Annotated in this window: 21 protein-coding genes and 2 pseudogenes; 14 read left to right on the forward strand and 9 right to left on the reverse strand. The window is 59.8% G+C overall.

Translation table 11 applies throughout. The features are described 5' to 3' along the window. Window positions 1-3: 3 nt before the first annotated feature. Window positions 4-999 carry a GlxA family transcriptional regulator gene (locus tag BMH52_RS26370; RefSeq protein ID WP_072433751.1) on the forward strand — a complete coding sequence of 332 codons (996 nt, stop codon included), beginning with the start codon at window positions 4-6 and terminating at the stop codon, window positions 997-999. Here the strand turns inward: BMH52_RS26370 and BMH52_RS26375 are convergent. From BMH52_RS26375 to BMH52_RS26385, 3 genes are all read right to left on the reverse strand, one after another. Continuing rightward, on the reverse strand, window positions 971-1,141 hold the full coding sequence (locus BMH52_RS26375) for a DUF2986 domain-containing protein (protein ID WP_014719217.1): 171 nt from the start codon (window positions 1,139-1,141) through the stop codon (window positions 971-973). The two genes, BMH52_RS26370 and BMH52_RS26375, sit on opposite strands and share 29 nt — an antisense overlap. A gap of 43 nt (window positions 1,142-1,184) precedes the next feature. Next, window positions 1,185-2,210 carry an alpha/beta fold hydrolase gene (locus BMH52_RS26380; protein ID WP_072433752.1) on the reverse strand — a complete coding sequence of 342 codons (1,026 nt, stop codon included), beginning with the start codon at window positions 2,208-2,210 and terminating at the stop codon, window positions 1,185-1,187. Window positions 2,211-2,304: 94 nt separating this feature from the next. After that, window positions 2,305-3,135: an alpha/beta fold hydrolase gene (locus BMH52_RS26385; RefSeq protein WP_019817542.1), complete on the reverse strand. Its 831-nt coding sequence runs from the start codon at window positions 3,133-3,135 to the stop codon at window positions 2,305-2,307. Between the two features lie 177 nt (window positions 3,136-3,312). Between BMH52_RS26385 and BMH52_RS26390 the strand changes: the two genes are divergently transcribed. Next, window positions 3,313-3,771, forward strand: coding sequence for a MerR family transcriptional regulator (locus tag BMH52_RS26390; RefSeq protein ID WP_014719214.1), 459 nt, complete (start codon window positions 3,313-3,315; stop codon window positions 3,769-3,771). A 14-nt stretch (window positions 3,772-3,785) separates the two neighbouring features. On the opposite strand, the gene BMH52_RS26395 is transcribed toward BMH52_RS26390, so the two are convergent. From BMH52_RS26395 to BMH52_RS26405, 3 genes are all read right to left on the reverse strand, one after another. Then, complete coding sequence (locus tag BMH52_RS26395; protein ID WP_019817544.1) at window positions 3,786-4,712, reverse strand: acetoacetate decarboxylase family protein; 927 nt, start codon at window positions 4,710-4,712, stop codon at window positions 3,786-3,788. A 119-nt stretch (window positions 4,713-4,831) separates the two neighbouring features. Continuing rightward, a complete protein-coding gene (locus BMH52_RS26400) occupies window positions 4,832-5,572 on the reverse strand; it encodes a type 1 glutamine amidotransferase domain-containing protein (protein WP_019817545.1) in 741 nt (246 codons plus the stop codon). 191 nt (window positions 5,573-5,763) lie between these two features. Further along, window positions 5,764-6,099, reverse strand: coding sequence for a DUF6124 family protein (locus BMH52_RS26405; protein ID WP_019817546.1), 336 nt, complete (start codon window positions 6,097-6,099; stop codon window positions 5,764-5,766). 623 nt (window positions 6,100-6,722) lie between these two features. Here BMH52_RS26405 and BMH52_RS26410 point away from each other — a divergent pair. The 4 genes and pseudogenes from BMH52_RS26410 to BMH52_RS26430 form a co-directional block, all read left to right on the forward strand. Further along, window positions 6,723-7,025 carry a type II toxin-antitoxin system RelE/ParE family toxin gene (locus BMH52_RS26410; protein ID WP_054896297.1) on the forward strand — a complete coding sequence of 101 codons (303 nt, stop codon included), beginning with the start codon at window positions 6,723-6,725 and terminating at the stop codon, window positions 7,023-7,025. Window position 7,026: 1 nt separating this feature from the next. After that, on the forward strand, window positions 7,027-7,401 hold the full coding sequence (locus BMH52_RS26415; protein WP_054896296.1) for an addiction module antidote protein: 375 nt from the start codon (window positions 7,027-7,029) through the stop codon (window positions 7,399-7,401). 319 nt (window positions 7,402-7,720) lie between these two features. After that, window positions 7,721-8,356 (forward strand): lytic polysaccharide monooxygenase auxiliary activity family 9 protein, encoded by a 636-nt coding sequence (locus BMH52_RS26425; protein ID WP_072433754.1) that lies wholly within the window; start codon window positions 7,721-7,723, stop codon window positions 8,354-8,356. 40 nt (window positions 8,357-8,396) lie between these two features. Further along, a pseudogene (locus BMH52_RS26430) lies at window positions 8,397-9,398 on the forward strand (chitinase); the annotation flags it as partial. Window positions 9,399-9,594: 196 nt separating this feature from the next. Here the strand turns inward: BMH52_RS26430 and gudD are convergent. Next, window positions 9,595-10,920: a glucarate dehydratase gene (gene gudD / locus BMH52_RS26435; RefSeq protein ID WP_014719206.1), complete on the reverse strand. Its 1,326-nt coding sequence runs from the start codon at window positions 10,918-10,920 to the stop codon at window positions 9,595-9,597. A 19-nt stretch (window positions 10,921-10,939) separates the two neighbouring features. Further along, window positions 10,940-12,289, reverse strand: a complete 1,350-nt coding sequence (locus tag BMH52_RS26440) for an MFS transporter (RefSeq protein ID WP_019817553.1) — start codon at window positions 12,287-12,289, stop codon at window positions 10,940-10,942. Window positions 12,290-12,624: 335 nt separating this feature from the next. On the opposite strand from BMH52_RS26440, the gene BMH52_RS26445 reads away from it, so the two are divergent. The 7 genes from BMH52_RS26445 to BMH52_RS26475 all read left to right on the forward strand — a co-directional run bounded on the left by BMH52_RS26445 (window position 12,625) and on the right by BMH52_RS26475 (window position 20,434). Next, window positions 12,625-13,338 (forward strand): FadR/GntR family transcriptional regulator, encoded by a 714-nt coding sequence (locus BMH52_RS26445; RefSeq protein WP_032896089.1) that lies wholly within the window; start codon window positions 12,625-12,627, stop codon window positions 13,336-13,338. Window positions 13,339-13,348: 10 nt separating this feature from the next. After that, window positions 13,349-14,044, forward strand: a complete 696-nt coding sequence (locus BMH52_RS26450; protein ID WP_073845540.1) for a tRNA (adenine(22)-N(1))-methyltransferase TrmK — start codon at window positions 13,349-13,351, stop codon at window positions 14,042-14,044. 217 nt (window positions 14,045-14,261) lie between these two features. Continuing rightward, entirely contained in the window at window positions 14,262-14,888 is a 627-nt protein-coding gene (locus tag BMH52_RS26455; protein ID WP_073845542.1) for a glutathione S-transferase family protein, read from the forward strand. 311 nt (window positions 14,889-15,199) lie between these two features. Further along, on the forward strand, window positions 15,200-16,930 hold the full coding sequence (locus BMH52_RS26460; RefSeq protein ID WP_073845544.1) for an OPT family oligopeptide transporter: 1,731 nt from the start codon (window positions 15,200-15,202) through the stop codon (window positions 16,928-16,930). A 110-nt stretch (window positions 16,931-17,040) separates the two neighbouring features. After that, complete coding sequence (locus tag BMH52_RS26465; protein WP_014719200.1) at window positions 17,041-17,781, forward strand: BPL-N domain-containing protein; 741 nt, start codon at window positions 17,041-17,043, stop codon at window positions 17,779-17,781. Between the two features lie 138 nt (window positions 17,782-17,919). After that, window positions 17,920-19,326 carry an amino acid permease gene (locus BMH52_RS26470; protein WP_073845546.1) on the forward strand — a complete coding sequence of 469 codons (1,407 nt, stop codon included), beginning with the start codon at window positions 17,920-17,922 and terminating at the stop codon, window positions 19,324-19,326. Window positions 19,327-19,348: 22 nt separating this feature from the next. Next, a complete protein-coding gene (locus BMH52_RS26475) occupies window positions 19,349-20,434 on the forward strand; it encodes a GlxA family transcriptional regulator (protein ID WP_073845548.1) in 1,086 nt (361 codons plus the stop codon). Between the two features lie 72 nt (window positions 20,435-20,506). Here the strand turns inward: BMH52_RS26475 and BMH52_RS26480 are convergent, their stop codons facing one another. Further along, a complete protein-coding gene (locus BMH52_RS26480; RefSeq protein ID WP_073845550.1) occupies window positions 20,507-20,887 on the reverse strand; it encodes a cupin domain-containing protein in 381 nt (126 codons plus the stop codon). Window positions 20,888-21,230: 343 nt separating this feature from the next. Between BMH52_RS26480 and BMH52_RS28575 the strand changes: the two are divergent. Beyond that, window positions 21,231-21,937: pseudogene (locus BMH52_RS28575) on the forward strand (Ice nucleation protein); the annotation flags it as partial.

Below are 21,937 nucleotides of genomic sequence, written 5' to 3' on the forward strand. Positions count from 1 at the left end.
CCTGTGAGCGTACCGGTGCTGTTCGTGCTGTTGCCCAATGTGCTGATGCTCGACCTGGCGGGGCCTGCTGAAGTGTTGCGCCTGGCCGCGCAAGCCGAGGACCCGGCGGCGGTGGATTTCGACCTGCAGTACGTCAGCCCGGTGGAGTCGCTGCACAGCTCCATCGGCTTGCCACTGACCGGGCTGGCGCCCCTGCCGCAGACTCTGGCGCCCGGCACGCTGGTGGTGCTGGTGGGCTCCACGATGAACGTATCAAAGGCTCACCAAAAGGCTTTCGAGTCGGCCAGCCAGCAGCTCACCCTGTGGTTGCAAAACGTGTTCGCGCCCTCGGCCGAACGCCTGGTGTGCGTGTGTGCCGGCGCGTTGAGCGCCGCCAGGGCCGGGCTGCTCGATGGGCGCCAATGCACCACGCACCATTCGCTGTGCGCCACCTTGCAAGCCCTCGCACCCAAGGCCCGGGTCCTGGAAAACCGGCTGTACGTCACCGACGGCCCGGTCAGTTGCAGCGCCGGTATCACGGCGGGTATCGACCTGATGCTGCACCTGGTTGCCGAACTGGCCGGGCCACGCTTGGCCTGCGCCGTGGCGCGGGACATGGTGGTGTACCTGCGCCGCAGCGGCAGCGACCCGCAGCTATCGCCTTGGGTGACCGGGCGCAATCACCTGCACCCAGCGCTCCACCGTGTGCAGGACGCCATCGCCGCCGCCCCCTGCGAGGCCTGGACACTCACCCGCATGGCAAGCCTGGCCTGCACCAGCAGCCGACACCTGGCGCGCCTGTTCCAGGAACATGTGCAGATCAGCCCACTGGATTACCTGCATCGCCTGCGCCTGGCGGTGGCGCGGGAACTGCTGGCCGAGTCGGCCCTGGACATTGAAGCCATCGCCGAGCGCGCAGGCTTTGGCTCGGCGCGGCATCTGCGGCGTATCTGGGGCAAATACGAAGCGGCAACCCCTTCAGCCATGCGCCTTACTCAGCAGGCGTCTCGCCAGCCGTAACCGGCTCTTGGCCGGCCTCGGTCGCCAGCTTCAAGCGGTCCGCCTTGCTGATGTATTTGTCTTTGCTTTTTGGCGCCAGCTTGGCGCTGGCCTTTTTCGCTTTGGCTTTGAAGAGCTGCTGAAGTTTTTTCTGGCGGTTCATGTTCCGTTGCCTGAAGGGGAAAGGCGCGGATGATACTACCGGTTCAGCGCGCCAGGAACTCGCTGATCAGTGTGATCACCTGCTGCTGGATCACGGGCCGTGGCCGCGCGCCTTTGCCGTCCTGGCAAATGATGCTGTCGCCGGGCACATCAGCGTCAAGCAACGCTGCCGCGCCCGGTTTGCACTGAGACATAAAACTGAAGTGGTTGGCGTCCTGGATCTCCACGTACTGAGTCGACGTTTTTGGCAGCCGCTTGGCCATGTCAGCCGATTCCATTTGCGCCGGCAAATCCGCTGACGGCACACCGGCAGCGATTACCAACGCCGGCACCGGCAATGCCGCTAGGCTCGCATCGGTAAAGCCGCGCGACAGGCCCAAGTCCAGAGACACCACAGCGGTCACGCGCTTGTCGCTCAAGTCCGCGGCCACTTGAGCCTTCCCGCTCGGCGTACCTTCAGGGTTCATCTCACGGTAAGCCTTGCACGCCACCAACGTCGGATGGGCGTCGCAGTCCCGGGCAAACAACGCCGGGTCAAAACGCGCCCCCGCGCTCTCCATGACCGTCCAGCCCCCCAGGGAATGGCCTATCACCGCGATCCGGCCGCTGTCCACCGCGCCAAATGGCGTGGGCTGTACCAGCAGCGCATCAATGGCCCGGCTCAAATCCTTGGGCCGTTGCCACAACTGCGCGGCGGCTTGCGCGCTGCGATCCTGGCTGGTGGTGCCAGGGTGATTCACTGCCGCCACGATATACCCCTGCCGGGCCAGCGCACTGGCCAGCCACGCCTGCTTGCCCCAGTTGCCACCATAGCCGTGGGAGAGCACCACCACCGGATGTTTGCCGGGTGTCGGTGCGGCATCAGGCACCGCAAGCACACCGATGAACACCAGGTTGTCAGCGATCAGCTTGGGTTGGGCGGTGCTGGTGGAGGGGTACCACACGGCCATTTCCAGTGGGCGAATGTTGTGAGTGTCAGGGATGGTGGTGGTTTGGAAACCGATGGGGTCGTTGGCGAGTGCAGGCCCAGTCAGGCTGATCAGGAGCAGGGCGGCGAGGGGGGCTTTCATTGTTTTTATCGTCCTTGAAATGAAGGACGCAGCATGACCTGAAACGAGCGGTTCAGGTAGAGGGGAGGCGGTCACCCGCCCCCCCAATAATCAATCAGCTCCTTATAAACGCCAGCAAATCCGCATTAATCGTATCGGCATGGGTAGTAGGCATGCCATGCGGGAAGCCCGGGTAGATTTTCAGCGTGCTGTTTTTCAACAATTTGGCGGACAGCACCCCGGCATTTTCATGGGGGACGATCTGATCATCGTCGCCATGCATGACCAATACGGGAATCTGGATGCTCTTCAGGTCTTCGGTGAAATCGGTCTGGGAAAACGCCACGATCCCGTCATAGTGCGCCTTGGCACAGCCCATCATGCCTTGCCGCCACCAGTTCAGGATGATGCCCTCGGACGGCTTGGCGCCTGGGCGGTTATAGCCGTAGAAAGGTCCGGCGGGAACGTCCTGATAGAACTGTGCGCGGTTGGCTTTCAGTTGCGCCTGCAAGTCGTCGAACACTGACTTGGGCAGGCCGCCAGGATTGCTCGGGGTCTGGACCATCAACGGTGGCACGGCGCTGATGATGGCGGCCTTCGAGACGCGGTCTTCGCCGTGGCGGGCGATGTAATGAACCACTTCACCGCCGCCGGTGGAGTGACCGACATGCACCGCGGTTTGTACGCCCAGATGCTCGACCACGGCCGCGACGTCGTCGGCATAGTGGTCCATATCGTGCCCGTCCCAAACCTGGCTGGAACGCCCGTGGCCACGTCGGTCGTGGGCAACGACCCGGTAGCCTTCGCCCAGGAAAAACAGCATTTGCGCGTCCCAATCATCTGCGCTCAGTGGCCAGCCATGATGAAAGAAAATGACCTGGGCATCGCGTGGGCCCCAGTCCTTGTAGAAAATTTCAACACCGTCTCGCGTGGTGACGTAGCCCATGTTCGCCTCTCCCAAATGAAATGATGGCCTGATCGAATCGCGATCATGGCGCTGGATTGACCCACTGCAGCCCATTCGTGTCTGGCAAGCGTGCCGTCTACGAATCGCCGCCTTGGCCGCCCAATGACTTTAGGTTTAAAGTCAACTTTAAGGTCAATGGTTTTTTGTGGGTGGTACATGAGAATAGGCGAGTTGGCAAAAATCAGCGGGTTGGCGGCCTCACGCATCCGTTTCTACGAAGCGAGCGGCCTGATCCAATCGGTTGAGCGTAAATCCAACGGCTATCGGGACTATGCACCCGGCACCGAGGCGGTGTTGGAGATCATCAAGGGTGCCCAGGCAGCCGGTTTCTCTCTGGAAGAAATCCGGCAGTTAATGCCCAGAAGTGCCGGTGGTTGGCAGCATGACGAGCTGCTCAGCGGGCTCAAGCACAAGGTCGAGGAAATCGAGGTGCTGCAACAACGGCTGGCCCAGAACAAGGCTCAGTTGCTGAACGTCATCAAGGGCATCGAAGGCAAGCCCGAGGGCATGGCCTGTGCGGAGAATGCGCAGATGCTGATTAACCGTCTGCGCGAGGAAGGGGGCGCTCCAGCCTCATCCACAAGAAAAAGCGCCCGCCGGGCCCCGAGGGCCTGACCGGCGCACAAGGGTCAGCGTTCGCCAATCAGGTTGGCGAGCGGCTCTGGCGCATAGAGTGCGCTCTGGAACTCGGGTACGTATTCGTACTTCAGCATTTTCCCCAGCTTGAGGTCGCGCAGGTAATTGGACAGGCTGCCATCGCCCAGCGTGAGGGTGGCTGAGTCTGCGTCACGGCTGGAGCCATGGCTGAGCTGGCGGGAAACCGCGTACCCGTAGGCCAGTTGGCCGTGGTGATCGAGATTGGTGAAACTGCTGGTGACCAGGTCCGCATCATGGGACAGTTTCTCAAGCTTTTTGGCCTTGAACGACACGTCCAGCTTGCCGGTCTGGCTGTCGGTAATGTCATACACCACCGAGTGCCCATCCTCTTTGCGATCAATGCCAGTCAGCCATTTCGGCAGGTTGTAACCGACCACGCCGCGCACCCGCGCCAGCTCGGTATTCACCGGCAGCTTGAGCACATAGCCCCAAAAATCCTGCGACATCGACTGGCCCACCAGCGTGAAGGGGCCCAGGTTGGCTTTGCCAGGTTTGTTAGTGATGATCGACACGGCGACTTCGTTATAGGCGTCGTTATCGCAATGCTCATAGGTGTACGCAGTAAACGCGATCAGTCCGCGACCCGGCCAGACTTGCAAGGGTTGCACGGCGGCCAGTACCTGCGGTGGCATCAACGCCCGAAGCTTATCGATGTCAGCCGTATAGACCGCTGTTACCCGACTGTTCTGATAGTAAAAATTGGGCGAGTAGGATTCAAAACCGATGTCGACCTTGTGCTTTTGCAACCCTTTGAACCAGCTTAAATCAACCTCTGGTAATTCTGCTGCAACCACCGACAACGGCGGGTTGGAGCGAAAGCGGTCGTACAAGCCGCCCTTGACGACGGGCACCTGCTGGCCGGCGATATCGATGTGGGTTGTGTCGTTGGGGCTGGGCATCTCGGGCGTTCCCGCCAACGCAAGGTTGGCAAAAGGGGTGAGCAGCAATCCGGTTAAAACGGCGCTTGGAATGTTCAATCGGTCTTCTCCAGGGAGGGGCTACGGGTGGGGCCTAGGCTCTATCGTTCGTGGGACAGCTCGGTTATCACGGCGAGTGCGACGGCCCTGGGCGATTGCGGGTTCTGGCCCGTGATCAGGCGGCCATCGGTGATGACAAATGAGGTGAACGGCACCCAGCCCTTGCGGTAACGCGCCCCTTGGCTCAGCAGCCGGTCTTCAAGCAAGAACGGCACCTCACGCTTCATGCCCGACAGCAGTTCTTCGCGGTTGGAGAAGCCGGTGATGTTTTTACCCTTGATGATCGCGTTGCCCTGTTCATCCTTCAGGTCCAGCAGGCCCGCCACACCGTGGCACACGGCCGAGACGATGCCGCCCTGGTTGTAAATGGTTTGGGCGACACGTTGCAGGTCGAGGTTGCCGGGGAAGTCCCACATGACACCGTGGCCGCCGGTGAAGTAGATCGCGCGAAATTGCGACGGATCGACATTGGCGATGGGCAGCGTGTTTTGCAGCCGGGCGCGAAAGGCTGGGGACTGCAACTGCTCACGCGCCGGCTTGTCCATGTACAGCCAACCGAGGCTGCGCTCGTCCAGGGGCACAGCGCCACCTTTGGGGCTGGCAAACACCGTCGTATAGCCAGCGGCTTCCACAACCTCGGTGAAATGCGTCAGCTCAGTCAGCCAGAGGCCCGTGGTATCGGCCCTTGAGGGGTAGCTGGCGTGGTTGGTCATGATCACCAGGATCTGGCGATTGTTCGCAGCGGCCGTGGAAGGGCCGGGTTCAGCCTGTGCAAATGTCATAAGCGCGCCACCTATCGCTACCAACGCAAAAGAAATAAGGGTTTTGAGCATGATCCAGGGTCCAGTAATCCTGCCGGTTGGTGCATGCTCACCTTAAACCTCGCTTTAAGGTCAACCCCTGCTTTGGCAAAAAAAAACCGAGTCGTCTTGGGGCGTGACGGCTCGGCTTCTTTTTTGGGCGTGTTGAACGTTTAGCCAGCTGCTACAGCCGCCTCGCGCTCCATCAACTTATCGACCAACAGCATTCCCAGCTCACTTAACTGATGAATTGCCAACGCGACGTCGCGCTGTTTACCGGTCAGTTCATCTGACAGGTCGAGCAGCAGGGCGGTTACTGAGGAAAAGGTTTCATAGCTATTGGCGACGAGCATTTCGTTGCTGGCATCGTCGGCAACGCTGAACAGCGGTGTCGAGGGTGGAGGAGGGGGCTCGGCGTTGGGGTTGAGGGCGTGATCGATCGCACGACGGGCTGCCTGATCAAGCTTCAGGTTTGGATCGTTTGGAGGGTTGGGCGTGACTTTGTACATATGCGTAATTCCTGAATGGGGCCGACACCGTTTCGCTACTAAACGAAAGGGTGGCAGCTGTACGCAGGTTAGTAGACCGGGGAATTACACAAAGCCGGCGCGCCCGAAGGCGCCCTACGCACAGCCACCATCAGGCACAGACAGGAACGTCTGATAGATGAAGCTCATGCACTAAGTGTAATTGACCCTCGGGCTACTAAACCCGATCACTGAGTTGTCAGCGACCGAGCCACCTTAGAGACGCCCATCCAAGCGCACAAGCCGGCGGATTCTGACGCAACTGTAGGCAATGGAGCAAGGTGGTGCAGCTTGCTGTAGGACGGGTCTACATCAACGCCGGCCCACTCACTCACTCCCTGTAGGAGCGAGCTTGCGAAAAACCATAGGCGCCGCGTTCATTCTGGATGAACACATTATCTTTACGTTCTTCGCGAGCAAGCTCGCTCCTACAGAGAGGATGCCTCAGTCGCGACGCAACGTTTCGGTCTTGAGGACACAAGCGCTAATAGTATTGCTCGGCTGCCTGCGCGGCGGCTGGACTAGGATTTTTTCTGGCGGTGCACACCGACATTAAAAATTCACTGGCATCTACAAGGAGTAGCCAGTAGGCTACATTTGAATCTGTGACCAATACGATCGGCAGGACGCCCGAGTTCGATACATGGCTCGACGGTATGAAGGATGTGTGGGGTAAGACGGCTGTACTGATCCGCCTGGATCGAGCCGAAGAAAACAATTTTGGCGATTGCCAGCCTGTAGGCGATGGCATGAGTGAAATGCGTGTGTTTGTCGGGCCCGGCTACAGGATTTACTTTGTGCGCACGGGCATCACCGCTTACCTGATGCTGTGGGGAGGCGATAAAACCGACCAGAAACGAGGAATCAAGCGGGCAAAAGAGATTCTCGATGCCCTGAGAGGTCAATGACATGAGTAAGTCGACATTCAAACCAGAGGACATGCCGATCCTCGAGCTGGATACATCAGGCACCAGCGCCTATGAGGCTTCACGTTTCCTTGATAGCCCGCAAACCATCAGTGCCTATCTTGCGCAAAGCATGGCGTGCCATGACCCGCAAGTCCTTATGAAGGCGCTGGCCGAGGTTGCCAAGGCCCAGGGAGTGAACAAGGTTGCCGAAGCGGCGGGGGTGAATCGGGAGAGTCTGTATAAAACCCTGAAAGGCGGCTCAAAGACGCGTTATGAGACGGTCCAGAAGCTGATGCTGGCATTGGGGGTGGAACTGACGGTGCGACCGATTACCGCGACTACCGCTAAAAAAACGGCTGTCATCGGCAAAACCTGATGGACCAAACAGAGGACGGTTTTGATGAAAATAGATACGTCCCTTTTTTTCGACAGAGCGCCCATCCCTTACGAAGGGGATAAAGCCATTTACGAGAGAAGCGTGTTGATATGCGCCTGGTCTTGTAGGAAATCGACCTCTAGTAGCGTAAGGCTTTCTCTATAATACTGGTTGTATATCCAGTATTTGCGGGTCTGCGCGCTCACGAAACGAAAATGAGTGAAAAATGGGCCTGTGGCAAAAAAAAGCAACTCCGTTAGGTTGAGGTCCTCTCCTTCAAGAAAGGGAGAGTTCTTAATCAAGTGAATGGAGTCACAACATGAACAAACCACAAACCCAGACACCTCTTCGCCATGGTCGTGTCACATCCCCTTCCAGCCGTGGCGCAGTTGCCGTGGATCTTGGCCTGCTGGAAACCTGGCAGGTCAACGAAATGGAAGGCGGCAAGAACTTCCCGGCACTGACGGCCGGTCCGTTCCCGGCGCCTTATCAAACCGACAGTGACAGCGTCACCCCACCCGCCGACGGCGTCATCCTCAGCGGTGGCAAGACCGATGCCCGTGACTGCATCAACTTCACCCACGAGGAAATGGCCAAGAAACTTGGCCGCGCCTTCACCTGGCCGTTGCTCAATGTCGAGCCGGGTCAGACCTTCAAGGTCACCTGGGCATACACCGCGCCGCACACCACCCGTGGCTATCGCTGGCTGATCACCAAGGATGGCTGGGATCCGCAACAGCGCATCACCCGCGCGCAACTGGAAACCCAGCCGTTCGCTGAAGACTTCTATACCCAGGTGCCGTACTACAGCCATGCAGGCGAACTGAAGGCCAAGGTCAATCATGAAGTGAAACTGCCGGCCAACAAGAAGGGCCAGCATGTGATTGTGTTGATGTGGATCGTCGCCAACACCGGCAACGCCTTCTATCAAGCCTTCGATGTGGACTTCAAATAAGCCCGCACCGTTAAACCCACACGTTCTGAAGGATTAGAACATGTCAAAGATTGACTTTACCTCACTGCAATCGCCGCTCAACGATGCCGCTTCGCTGATGCCGAGCATTGCCGGCAAAAAGATCCTCATGGGCTTCTGGCACAACTGGCCTGCCGGCCCGAGCGATGGCTACCAGCGTGGCCAGTTCGCCAATATCAGCCTGGTGGATGTGCCAAAGGATTACAACGTGGTGGCCGTGGCCTTCATGAAGGGCAACGGTATCCCAACCTTCAAACCGTACAAGCTGTCCGACGCCGAGTTCCGTCGCCAGGTGGGCGTGCTGAACAGCCAGGGCAGGGCGGTGCTGATTTCCCTTGGCGGCGCCGATGCACACATCGAACTGCATAAAGGCAACGAACAGCCGCTGGCCAGCGAAATTATCCGCCTGGTGGAAACCTATGGCTTTGATGGCCTGGATATTGATCTTGAACAGAGCGCGATTGATTTCGCCGACAACAAGACTGTCCTGCCCGCCGCCTTGAAACTGGTCAAGGACCACTACGCGGCTCAAGGCAAACACTTCATCATCAGCATGGCGCCGGAGTTTCCGTACCTCACCACCGCCGGCAAATACGTCGGTTACATCCAGGCGCTGGAAGGCTATTACGACTTCATCGCCCCGCAGTATTACAACCAGGGTGGCGACGGCATTTGGGTGCAGGAGGTCAACAGCGGCAACGGCGCCTGGATTGCCCAGAACAACGACGCGCTGAAGGAGGACTTCCTGTTTTACCTCACCGAAAGTCTGGTGAGCGGAACGCGCGGGTTTACCAAGATCCCGGCAGACAAGTTCGTCATTGGCCTGCCTGCGAACGTCGATGCGGCTGCCACCGGTTATGTGATCAACCCAACAGCCGTGACCAATACATTCAAGCGTTTGCACGACAAAGGATTGTCGATCAAGGGCCTGATGACCTGGTCGGTGAATTGGGACAACGGGATCAGCAAAGACCATGTGCCCTACAACTGGGAATTCAGCCGCCGTTATGGGCCGATGATCAATGGCACTGCTCTCTCTGGCCTGGAGCAGGATGAGGCGGATCTGGAGGTCGCCGATCGGCAGTAGCGCAAAGGGGCCTCTGGCAGACGTGCCAGAGGTCAAACCGCTAAGCTTCTGATCTGACTAAAATCCGATGCCTGTTTGGGCATCGGATTTTTTGCGTCACGCTCACATTGCGCTGAGCGTTCCTCAAACCGAGTTACCGCACCAAACAAGGCCGCTTGTTATCAAAGCCCCAACCCGGGATCAGAAACTGCATCGCCACACTGTCATCCCGGGCTCCAAGGCCCATGCCTTTGTACAGCTCATGGGCCTGGGCTACGGCGTCCATATCAATATCCACACCCAGGCCAGGCTTGGCCGGCACCTTCACATAGCCCCCTTCAATCTTCAACGGCTCCCGCGTCAGGCGCTGGCCGTCCTGCCAGATCCAGTGGGTATCGATGGCGGTGATCTCGCCGGGGGCGGCCGCCGCCACCTGGGTAAACATCGCCAGGGAAATATCGAAGTGGTTATTGGAGTGCGAGCCCCAGGTCAGGCCCCACTCGTTGCACATCTGCGCGACGCGCACCGAGCCCTGCATGGTCCAGAAGTGCGGGTCGGCGAGGGGGATGTCCACTGATTGCAACTGGATGGCATGGCCCATTTCACGCCAGTCGGTGGCGATCATGTTGGTGGCGGTTTTCAGGCCTGTGGCGCGGCGGAATTCGGCCATGACTTCGCGGCCCGAGTAGCCGTTTTCTGCGCCGCAGGGGTCTTCGGCGTAGGCCAGCACATGATGCTGGTCGCGGCACAGGCGGATGGCTTCTTTTAAGGACCATGCGCCGTTGGGATCAAGGGTGATGCGCGCATCGGGAAAACGCTCGGCCAGCGCAGTGACGGCTTCGATTTCCGCGTCGCCACTCAATACGCCGCCCTTGAGCTTGAAATCGTTGAAACCGTATTTGGCCTTGGCCGCTTCGGCCAGGCGCACTACCGCGTCGGCGGTCAGGGCTGTTTCATGGCGCAGGCGGAACCAGTCGTCATCGGCGTCGGCCTCGTTGCGGTAGGCCAGGTCGGTGGCGTTGCGATCCCCCACATAGAACAGGTAGCCGAGCATCTTCACTGCGTCGCGTTGCTGGCCTTCGCCTAGCAAGGCGGCCACCGGCACTTCGAGGAACTGGCCCAGCAGGTCGAGCAGTGCGGCCTCCATGGCGGTGACGGCGTGGATGGTGATGCGCAGGTCGAAGGTTTGCAGGCCGCGGCCCGCGCTGTCTCGAGACGCAAAGGTACTGCGCATCTGGTTGAGAACGCGCTGGTACTGGCCAATCGGCTGGCCGACCACCAGGCTGCGGGCGTCTTCCAGGGTTTGGCGAATGCGCTCGCCGCCGGGCACTTCGCCCACGCCAGTGTTGCCACTGCTGTCCTTGAGGATCACGATATTGCGCGTGAAGTAGGGGCCGTGGGCGCCGCTGAGGTTGAGCAACATGCTGTCGTGGCCGGCGACGGGGATGACTTGGAAGTGGGTGACTACAGGGGTATTCATGGCGCGTTCCTGGCTGAGTTCAAAGAGGTTTGCTGATGGCGGCACCGTCGGGCACGGCCAACACGGCAGAGGGAGAGGTCTTGGCAAAGAACACCAGGATGGCCGCGAGCACCGAGGTGCAGGCCAGGCCATACAGCCCGCCCTGGATCGAGCCGGTGGTTTGTTCGAGAAAGCCGAAGGTAGTCGGCGCCACAAAACCGCCCAGGTTGCCAATGGAGTTGATCAGCGCGATCACCGCGGCGGCGATGCGCACATCCAGGTAGCCCTGGGGGATCGGCCAGAACAGCGACGACGCGGACTTGAACCCTATGGCGGCAAAACAGATCGCCACGAAAGCGAAGATCGGCCCGCCGGTGGTGGACATGAACATGCCGGCCGCCGCGATCAGCAGGGCCGCCGCGACCCAGGCTTGCTGGAACTTGAACTTGCCCGACAGCGACGCGAAGGCGTACATGGCAATGATCGAGATCAGCCAGGGGATCGAGTTGAAGAAACCCACCTGCACATCACTTAGGTCGCCCATTTTCTTGATGATGCTGGGCAGCCAGAAGGTGGCGGCGTAGATCGTCAATTGAATGCAGAAGTACAGAGCGCAGAACAGCAGGATCTGGCGGTCTTTGAGCAGCTTGCCGAGGGTGGGTTTCACCGTGGTCAGGGCTTCGCGATCACGTTGCTCCTGATCGATGGCGCCCACCAGCGCATCCTGCTCTTCGCGGCTCAACCACTTGGCGTCGTGGGGTTTGGAGTCGAGCCAGAACCACACGAAGAAGCCCAGCGCCACCGAGGCCAGGCCCTCGATGCCGAACATCCATTGCCAGCCATGCAAACCAAAGCCTTCGATCTGCAACAACGCGCCCGACAACGGCCCGGAGATCAACGACGCCACCGCCGAGCCACTGAGGAAGATCGCGATAGCCTTGCCACGCTCCACGCCGGGCAACCAGCGCGTGAAGTAATAGATCACGCCCGGGAAGAATCCTGCTTCCGCCACACCCAGCAGGAAACGCAGGATGTAGAAGTGGGTTTCGTTCTGGATAAACGCCATCAGCGTGGCGACGATGCCCCAGGTGAACATGATGCGGGTCAGCCAGATACGCGCGCCGACTTTTTGCAGCAGCATGTTGGACGGCACTTCGAACAGCGCATAGCCAATGAAGAACAGCCCGGCGCCGAAGCCGTAGGCCGCTGCGCCGATCCCCAGGTCATGCTCCATGTGCGTGCGCACGAAGCCGATATTGACCCGGTCGATGTAGTTGAGGATGAACATGACCACGAACAGTGGGAGCACATGACCCTTCACTTTGCTCACGGCGCGGGCGAGCGCTGAATCACTTTCGGGTACGGCAGATGCTGGGCTTGAATGCTTCACGAATGAAAACTCCCCCTGATTATTTTTATGCGGGTTTGGTGTTTTGTTGACAGACATCATACAAGTTGTTTTTTGAAGGCCGCAATCCTGTGAGGGCTGTTTTGTTCTTATAAGCCGGTATTGAGATTGGCTATTTTGGTTATTTGCCAGGTTTTATTGGGTTTTTCCCCGCTGGTCACGGCTCGGGGTGTGCGCTTCTCTCAAAGCGAAGACAGGGTCGGGTGAGGTGGGATGAGTGCGTTGTCATACAAGTTGGGTGTTTTTCGCCACCACCCGTCGCCCCGTGCGCTCAGGGTGATAAGCTCCCCCCAGCCCAACCCCGTGGACCCGTCTCGATGCCGATTAAAAGCACACCGCCTGTGCGTAAACGTTCCGCCAACCTGGCACAGGGTGTGGTCGAGGCACTGACCCAGCGCATCCAGTTGGGACAACTCAAGCCGGGTGAAAAACTGCCGTCCGAATCCACCATCGTGCTTGAGCATGGGGTGAGCCGTACCGTGGTGCGTGAAGCCTTGTCCAAGCTGCAGGCGTCGGGGCTGGTGGAGACGCGTCACGGCATCGGCACCTTTGTGCTGGAGCAGCACACGCAGCCGGGCCTGCGCTTGCATGTGGACACGGTCGCCAGCGTGCGCAACATGCTCGAATTGCGCCTGGGCCTGGAAGTGCAAGCGGTGGCGTTGGCCGCGCTGCGCAGGAGCGAGGCACAACTGGCCCACATGCGCCAGGCACTGGACGACTACCAAGCCTCCCTGGCCAACAACGACAGCTGTGTGGAGGAGGACAAGCGCTTTCACCAACTGATCGCCGAAGCCACCGGCAATACGTTTTTCACCGACATCATGCAGCACCTGGGCACGGCGATGATTCCGCGCACCCAGGTGAATGCCGTCGAGCGCGGCGGCGCGGACTTTGCCCAACTGGGGCAGTTGGCGAACCTGGAACACGAGGCCATCTACAACGCTATCAAGCGCCAGGACCCGGACGCCGCACGGGCGGCCATGGTGCTGCACTTGACCAACAGCCGGGATCGATTTTCCGGGCACTCTTAAGGAATCACCGTTGAACGAACACACCTTGTCCCAGCGCCTGGAGCGCGTTGCCGCGCACATACCGACGGGTGCCCGCCTGGCCGATATCGGCTCCGACCACGCCTACCTGCCGGTGGCCCTGATACACCGCGGCGCTATTGCGGCGGCCGTGGCGGGGGAAGTGGCCGCGACACCGTTTCAGGCGGCCAACCGTACCGTGGCCGACAACGGCCTGACGCAGCACATCACCGTGCGCCTGGCCGATGGTTTGGCGGCGATTCAAGCCGGCGATGACATTACCGCCATCAGCCTGTGCGGCATGGGCGGCGAGACGATCCGCGACATTCTCGACAGTGGCAAGGCGCACCTCAATGGCCGGGAACGCCTGATCCTGCAACCCAACGGCGGCGAGCACCCCCTGCGCCAATGGTTGATGGACAACGGCTACCGGATCCTGCACGAGGAGCTGCTGCTGGAAAACCGCTTCTACTACGAAATCATCGTTGCCGAACGCGCCGAGGCGGTCACCTATACCGCCGAGCAACTGTACTTCGGCCCGCTGCAAATGCAGGCCCGCAGCCCGGCGTTTGTGGCGAAATGGCAACGGATATTGCGCCAGAAGCGCAAGACATTGGCCAGCCTCGAACAGGCGCGGCAGGCGGTGCCCGAGCAGAAAGTGCAGGAGATCGTGCAGCAGGTGAAGTGGATCGATCAGTTGCTCGCCTGACCGCCACCGGTCCAGTGTGGGAGATGTGGAGCCTTAGCGAGGCTTCGAGCGGTGTATCAGGCAACATCCATGTCGTGAATGCCGCAGCCTTCGAAGCCTAGCTAAAGCTCGACATCTCCCACATTCGATCGTGCAGGCCGGTGCTGCCTGGCGACATTCGCGGCACTTCACCGCTACGCTGTAGTCTTCTCTTAAATCCCCCCAAGGTGTTGCCTCGATGATCACTGTTCACCACCTCAACAATTCCCGCTCACAACGTATCCTGTGGGCGCTTGAAGAATTGGGCCTGCCCTACGACATCAAACGCTACCAGCGCGACGCCAAGACCAACCTGGCGCCGCCTGAACTCAAGGCCATTCACCCCCTGGGCAAATCCCCGGTGATCGAAGACGGCTCGCGTGTGCTGATCGAGTCCGCCGCGATCATCGACTACCTCATCCGTCGCCACGGCAACGGCCAACTGCAACCCGACCCAGCTACCGACGCCTACGACAGCTATGTGCAATGGCTGCATTTTGCCGAAGGCTCGGCCATGCTGCCGCTGATGCTCAACCTCTACGTCGGACGCCTGGGTGACGCAGGTGCACCGCTGCATCCGCGGATTGAATCGGAGCTGGCCAACTACCTGGGCTACCTGAATGACGTGCTGGGCCACACGCCGTACCTGGTGGGCGACGCACTCAGCGGCGCGGATATCCAGATGAGCTTTATCGGCGAAGTCGCCCAGGCCCAGGGCAAATTGCAGGCCTACCCGAACCTCGCGGCGTGGCTGCAAAAGCTCCAGGCGCGGCCGGCTTATCGCAAGGCGGTGGAGCGGGGCGGGGAATACGCGTTCGCCAAATAGCCAGAAGCCATGTTGGAGGAGGCTTGCCCTAATGCCAGTCAGTTAAGCGCAGATCTCCTGTGGGAGCGGGCTTGCTCGCGAAAGCGGTGGGTCAGTCAGCCTCGATGTTTGCTGGGCCGACGCCTTCGCGAGCAAGCCCGCTCCCACATTTGACCTTCGCTGCTTTGAACACTTCGTTCGCTTAACTGACTGGCATTGAGGCTTGCCCCCTCCCACATTTACAGCCTTAGACCCAGGTTCGTCAGGTGAACCTTCGAGTCTCCCAGCGCTCACTTAAAAGGTGGCACTGGCTTTTCTCGAAAGGAATCTGCATGCACTCCATCTCGTCAATCGCGCCCGTAGAGCGCGAACTGAGCCTGCGGGCAGTCATCACCGGGATCGTGCTGGGCATCCTGCTGACCCCTTCCAATGTGTACGCAGGCTTGAAGATCGGCTGGTCGTTCAATATGTCGATCATCGCCTTGCTGATCGGTTATGGCCTCTGGCAAGGCCTGGCCCAGCGTTCCGCTGAACACCTGCCGTGGACCCTGCACGAGAGCAATATCAACCAGACCGTGGCCTCTGCCGCGGCGTCGATTATTTCCGGCGGGCTGGTCGCGCCCATCCCGGCGTATACCTTGCTCACCGGCAACCAACTGGCAGCGCTGCCGATGATCGCGTGGGTGTTCTCGGTGAGCTTCCTGGGGATCTGGATCGCGTGGTACCTGCGGCCTTCATTGCTCAATGACAAGGCCCTGAAGTTTCCCGAAGGCATGGCCACCCTGGAAACCCTGCTGCACATCTACAACCATGGTCGCGAAGCCGCCACGCGCTTGAAAGTGCTGCTCGGCGCAGCGTTGTTGTCCGGGTTGGTCAAGTGGGTGGATACCTTTATGTGGGCCTTCCCGCGCTGGTCACCGAACGCCCAGTTGGAGCGCCTGACCTTCACCGCCGACCCCTCTCTGCTGTTGCTGGGGTTCGGCGGCATCATCGGCATTCGCGTAGGCCTGACCCTGTTGCTCGGCGCCTTGCTGGCATGGGGCGGGCTGGGGCCGTGGCTGTTGGCCGATGGCTTGGTGAGCCTGCCCGCCGACAGCAGCGGCCCGCAATTTGCCGCGCTGGTGGAATGGCTGCTGTGGCCCGGCGTGAGCCTGATGGTGTGTTCCACCCTGGCGTCCCTGGCGATTCGCCTGTGGGCGTTGCATCGCTCAACCCGAGCGGCTGGCGGCACGCCCTGGGCGGTTCCCAAGCCTGGGCCTGCCGTGGGGTTCGCGCTGGCGATAGTGTTGGTGGTGAGCCTGCAAGCGCTGTTGTTCGGTATCAACCTTGGGATGGCGCTGCTGACCATTCCCCTGGCGATCTGCCTGGCCGCCGTGGCGGCGCGGGTGGTGGGGGCAACCGGTATTCCGCCGATTGGCGCCATCGGACAACTGTCCCAGCTGAGTTTTGGCATCGTTGCGCCGGGCCAGATGCCGATCAACCTGATGAGCGCCAACACCGCTGGGGGGGCGGCGGGGCAGTGCACGGACCTGATGAATGACTTCAAGGTGGGCAAGGCGATTGGCGCGACGCCGCACAAACAGGTTATCGCCCAGATTCTCGGGATTTTTGTCGGCAGCGTCGTCGGCGTATTCGCGTACCTGGCGTTGATCCCCGACCCGCAAACCATGCTGCTCACCGAACAATGGCCAGCCCCGGCCGTCGCCACCTGGAAAGCCGTGGCCCAAACCCTGACCCACGGGCTGGATTCGCTGTCACCCAGTATCCGCTGGGCCATTGCTGTTGCAAGCCTGTGCGGCGTACTGCTGGGCATACTCGACAGCACATTACCCACCCATCGCGCCCGCTATCTGCCCAGTACGGCAGCCTTGGGACTGGCGTTTGTCTTGCCTGCGTCGGTGTCGCTGATGATGGCCCTTGGCGCGATCATGACCTGGGCCGTGAGCTGTCGCTGGCCAAGTGTGACGCAGCGCTTTGCGATCACGGCAGCGGCGGGGCTGATCGCCGGTGAGAGCATTACCGGCGTAGGCGCGTCGTTGTGGCAGATGCTGGGAAGTGAATAAATGGCCGACCTGGATTTACAACTCTTCACGAATTCAAAAGGCTCACCGTTATAGGCTTGGCGCTGCCACGTCTGGATCAAACCCATTCAACTGACCGTTGAGCCTATCCCATGAAACTGCCTGCCCTCGCTGCCACGTTTCTCGCCGTTGCGACGCTGCACCCTTTACCCGTACACGGCGCAGGCCCCATTACCCATGTCGCCATCTACCGAGGCCCGGCAGGCTGCCCGGACTGCTCGGAAAACGTGAAAACCGCCTTGCAGCGTCTCAACCCGAATTACCAGATCGACTTCGTGGGTGCCGACGAACCCATCGACATCACCCCACACACCCTGGCCCGCTACGACCTTTATGTACAACCCGGCGGCGGCCAGGACATCCCCGGCGCCCTCGACAGTCTCGGTGATGAGCGTGCCGAGGCTATCCGCGACTATGTTGCCAAGGGTGGCCGTTACCTGGGCCTGTGCATGGGCGCCTACCTGGCGGACGACAACAATCTCGGGCTGATCCCCCAGGCGCTGGACACCGAAGCCGGCCGCCCCGGTTTTGAAGTGACCGGTATCGACGACGCTGCTGTGCGGGTGACGTGGGACGGCCAGGCTGATCATGTGTTCTATCAGGACGGCCCGTACTTTCCCAAGGCCAGTGCCGCCGCGCCCTACAGGACCCTCGCCACTTACCGCAATGGCGATGTGGCAGCGGCGCGCTATGCCTACCAGAAAGGCGTTGTGGTGCTGAGCGGGCCGCATCCGGAAGCCGGCCAGGAGTGGTTCGAGAATGCCGGTATCCCACTGGACAAGATGCCGCGTGGGGAGCTGTTTGGCTCGCTCATACGCAGCGTTCAAGAGTAAGGCGTGACGCTCGGTAAACCCGTGCACCGCCATGACCAATGTCGATATCAGACTCGATGATGGCGTAACCAGGCTACTTGTACCGGGCCCCGCGCACTTAAGGTGAGGGTCATTGGCCGCCTGAGCACAACAAAAACAATGATTAGCCTGACTCCCAACGATTCTAACGGTCAGCTGGCGCAAGGCTTCAAGCCCCGCCACGTGACTATGTTGTCCATCGCCGGCATCATCGGCGCGGGGCTGTTTGTCGGCTCCGGACATGCCATCGCCGCAGCGGGGCCAGCGGTGTTGCTGGCTTACCTGTTTTCCGGCCTGCTGGTGGTGCTGGTCATGCGCATGCTGGGGGAAATGGCGGTGGCACGCCCGGACACCGGCTCGTTTTCCACCTACGCCGACCAGGCCATCGGCCCTTGGGCGGGGTTCACCATCGGCTGGTTGTATTGGTGGTTCTGGGTGCTGGTCATTCCCATCGAAGCCTTGGCCGCCGGGCACGTGCTCAATCAGTGGTTCCCTCAGGTTGATGCGTGGCTGTTTGCGTTGATCTCAATCGTGTTGCTGGTGATCACCAATCTGTTCAGCGTGGCCAAATACGGCGAATTCGAATTCTGGTTCGCCATGGCCAAGGTGATCGCCATCGTCGGCTTTATCGGCCTGGGCTTCAGCGTACTCATGGGCTGGATCCCGGATCGCGAAGCCAGCGGCTTGAGCCGCTTGATGGAAGAGCATGGCGGGTTTGCTCCCAACGGCCTGTCGGCGGTGGTAGGCGCGTTCATTACCATCATGTTCAGTTTCATCGGCACCGAAGCGGTGACCATCGCTGCAGCAGAATCGAGCAACCCGGCGCAGAACATCGCCAAGGCTACCCGCTCGGTGATCTGGCGCATTGGCGTGTTCTACCTGTTGTCGATCGCCGTCGTGATTTCTGTGGTGCCCTGGAACGATCCGCTACTGGCGTCCGTGGGTTCCTATCAGCGTGCACTGGAAATTATGAACATCCCCAACGCCAAGTTCATGGTCGATGTGGTGGTGTTGATCGCGGTAGCCAGTTGCATGAACTCCTCAATCTACATTTCCTCGCGCATGTTGTTTTCCCTGGGCAAACGCGGCGATGCGCCACCGGCACTTAAAATCACCTCAAAGGCGGGCGTGCCCAGGGCTGCGGTGATCGCCAGCACCATCATCGGTGCGGGCGTTACGTTGCTGAGCTACTTCATGCCGGCCGGTCTGTTCCAGTTCCTGCTCGCCAGCTCCGGCGCCATCGCGTTGTTGGTGTACCTGGTGATCGCTATCTCGCAACTGCGTATGCGTCGCTTGCTGCTTCGGCAGAACGTCGAGTTGACCTTTCGCATGTGGCTGTTTCCCTGGCTGACTTACCTGGTGATCGTGTTCATCTGCCTGGCCCTGGGGGTGATGATGGTGACGCCGGAACACCGCACCGAAGTGTCCTCGACCATTGGCCTGGCGTTGGTGATTTCCTTTATCGGCCTGGTCACGTCGCGTCAGCACAACCGGGCACCCAAGCCGGTGGCGCTGGAACAGTCCTGATCACGCCCGTGGGGTAGCGGTGATGGAAACCGAGGTACCTGTTTGCCAGACCATCGGCTTTTTGCTGCTGGACCAATTCACGCTGATATCGCTGTCGTGTGCGGTCGAGCCGCTGCGCATGGCCAACCAATTGGCGGGCGAAGAGCTCTACCGTTGGCAAACCCTGAGCCTGGACGGCCAGCCGGTGTGGGCCAGCGATGGCGTGTCGGTGACCCCGGATGCGTGCGCGCAGGACCAGCGCGGTTTTGATGCGGTGATCGTGTGCGGCGGCGTGGGCATTCAACAGGCTATCAGCCCTGCGCTCATCGCTTGGTTGCGCAGCCAGGCGCGCCTGTACTGCAAACGTCTCGGCGCGATATGCACCGGCAGTTGGGCGCTGGCCCAGGCGGGGTTGCTTGATGGCTTCCAGTGCAGCGTGCATTGGGAGCTGATGGCGTCGATGCAGGAGGCGTTCACCCGCGTCAAAGTCAGCTCCAGCGTGTTCACGCTTGATGGCAACCGCTTCACCAGCTCCGGCGGCACTGCACCGCTGGACATGATGCTGCACCTGATCGGCCGCGATCACGGGCACACGCTGTCGGCGGCGATTTCCCAAATGTTCGTGTACGAGCGCATTCGCAACGAGCGCGACCACCAACGCGTGCCGCTCAAGCACCTGCTGGGCACGCAACAGCCCAAGCTGCAAGAAGTGGTCGCCCTGATGGAAGCCAACCTGGAAGAACCCATCGACCTCGACGAACTGGCCGCCTACGTGCACGTGTCCCGCCGCCAGTTGGAGCGTATGTTCCAGAAGCACCTGTACTGCACGCCATCGCGCTATTACCTCAAGCTGCGCCTGACCCGAGCCCGCCAGTTGCTGATGCAGACGCCCATTTCGATTGTCGAACTGGCGGTGATTTGCGGCTTTGTGTCTACGCCGCATTTTTCCAAGTGCTACCGGGATTTCTTCGGCGTTGCGCCCAGCGATGAGCGCTCGGACATGCGCCTGCAACCGCCGCCTGAGCTACGGCCCGAGGTGCAAGCCCGGGCCCCGCAAAGGCCCAGAAATGCACTGGAGCAGGCGCGCGACGAGCCGACGTTTGCTACGGTGCAGATTCAAAGGCGATAGGGCTTGGGGCTTGCCCGAATGCCAGTAGGAGCGAGCAAGCACGCTCCTACAGAGGGCAATAAGCCTCAGCGCTCAAATCCACTGGTCATTCAACGCGGTACGCTCACCGCCTTCATGCCCGGTATTCAAAATGCCCCTTGGCTCGATCATCATCAGCCTGGCTTCACCTTCGGCGGCGGTCCTGTGCTCAATGCCACGCGACACCACATACAACTCGCCCGGCTTCACATACACCGGGCCATCCGGCAGGTCGATACGCAGCGTGCCTTCAAGCACCAGGAACGCTTCATCGGTTTCGGGGTGCGAATGCCAAATGAATTCACCCTCGATACGCACCACCTTGAACTGGTAGTCGTTCATTTCGGCGACCACTCTTGGGCTCCATTGCTGATCGATGAGCGAGGCTTTGTGCGTGAGGTTTACAGGCTGGGTGGGATGTGGGCGTTGAGTCATGTTGGATCCTCTTTTCGAAGGCCTTAGCGTATCCAGATGCTGATCCGAGGGCTTGTACGATCCTGCACAAGTGATGTGGATCAATATTTATAACGGTTTAATGTTTACGGCGACTTATTCATGTCGTAATTGAAGTCATGCCGAAATCGTTGAAGTCTTCGCACAAAAAAATAAGGGTTGTAATAGTTGGGCAGCGCTCTGAAAGCCCTGGCGTTTTTCTGCATTTTCCGAAATGGCGTGAAGTCGTCCGAGAGATGAAAAAATTATTGCTGGACATTAGATGTTACTTTCAGTGAGCAAGGAGCAATGATTCTCCGATAATTAACCTTATGAAGGTATTGTTATGAACGCTGATAAAGTTCTAGTGTTACGCACGTGTGCCAATAATATGTCCGATCACTGCGGCCTGATTTGGCCGGTCTCCGGTGTTGTGGAGTGCAAGTATTGGAAACCCACCCGAAAAGTCGAGAATGGCTTGTCTGGACTGCTCTGGGGCAAGGGCGCGAGTACCCATCTGAATATGCAGCCCGATGCCCGTTGGGTGGTGTGTGAAGTGCTTGCTCAAGAAGTTGTTGTTCTGGATGCGAGTGAAGGCGTTAAGTTTCCTCGTGCTGAAGTTGTACATGTCGGCACTCGAAGTAGCGCAGCGCGTTATATCGTTGAGCATATTGCTGATTATCCCTTGTCTGCGGTGGACTTTGTTGAGGTGGACGCCTCTACACAGATACCTGTAGAGGTGAACGCGACGGTTGCAGTGTCGTTGCCAGTGACTGAAAGTGTGTTTGATATTGCCAGGCCCGTTGAGAGTGTTTCGTCATCAACCACATTAGAGACTGCCACGTACGGCAGTACATTGACTGGCGCAAACCAGAGCCAACTTATTGCCGGCTACGGTAGTACTGAAACTGCTGGCGACCAAAGCACCCTGATTGCCGGCTATGGCAGCACCGGGACATCAGGCTCTGATAGCTTGATCATCGCCGGCTACGGCAGCACCCAAACCCCCGAAGAAAAAAGCTCGCTGAAGGCGGGCTATGGCAGTACCCAAAC

It is taken from the genome of Pseudomonas sp. BTN1, from assembly GCF_001907715.1.
GTDB lineage: Bacteria > Pseudomonadota > Gammaproteobacteria > Pseudomonadales > Pseudomonadaceae > Aquipseudomonas > Aquipseudomonas paracarnis.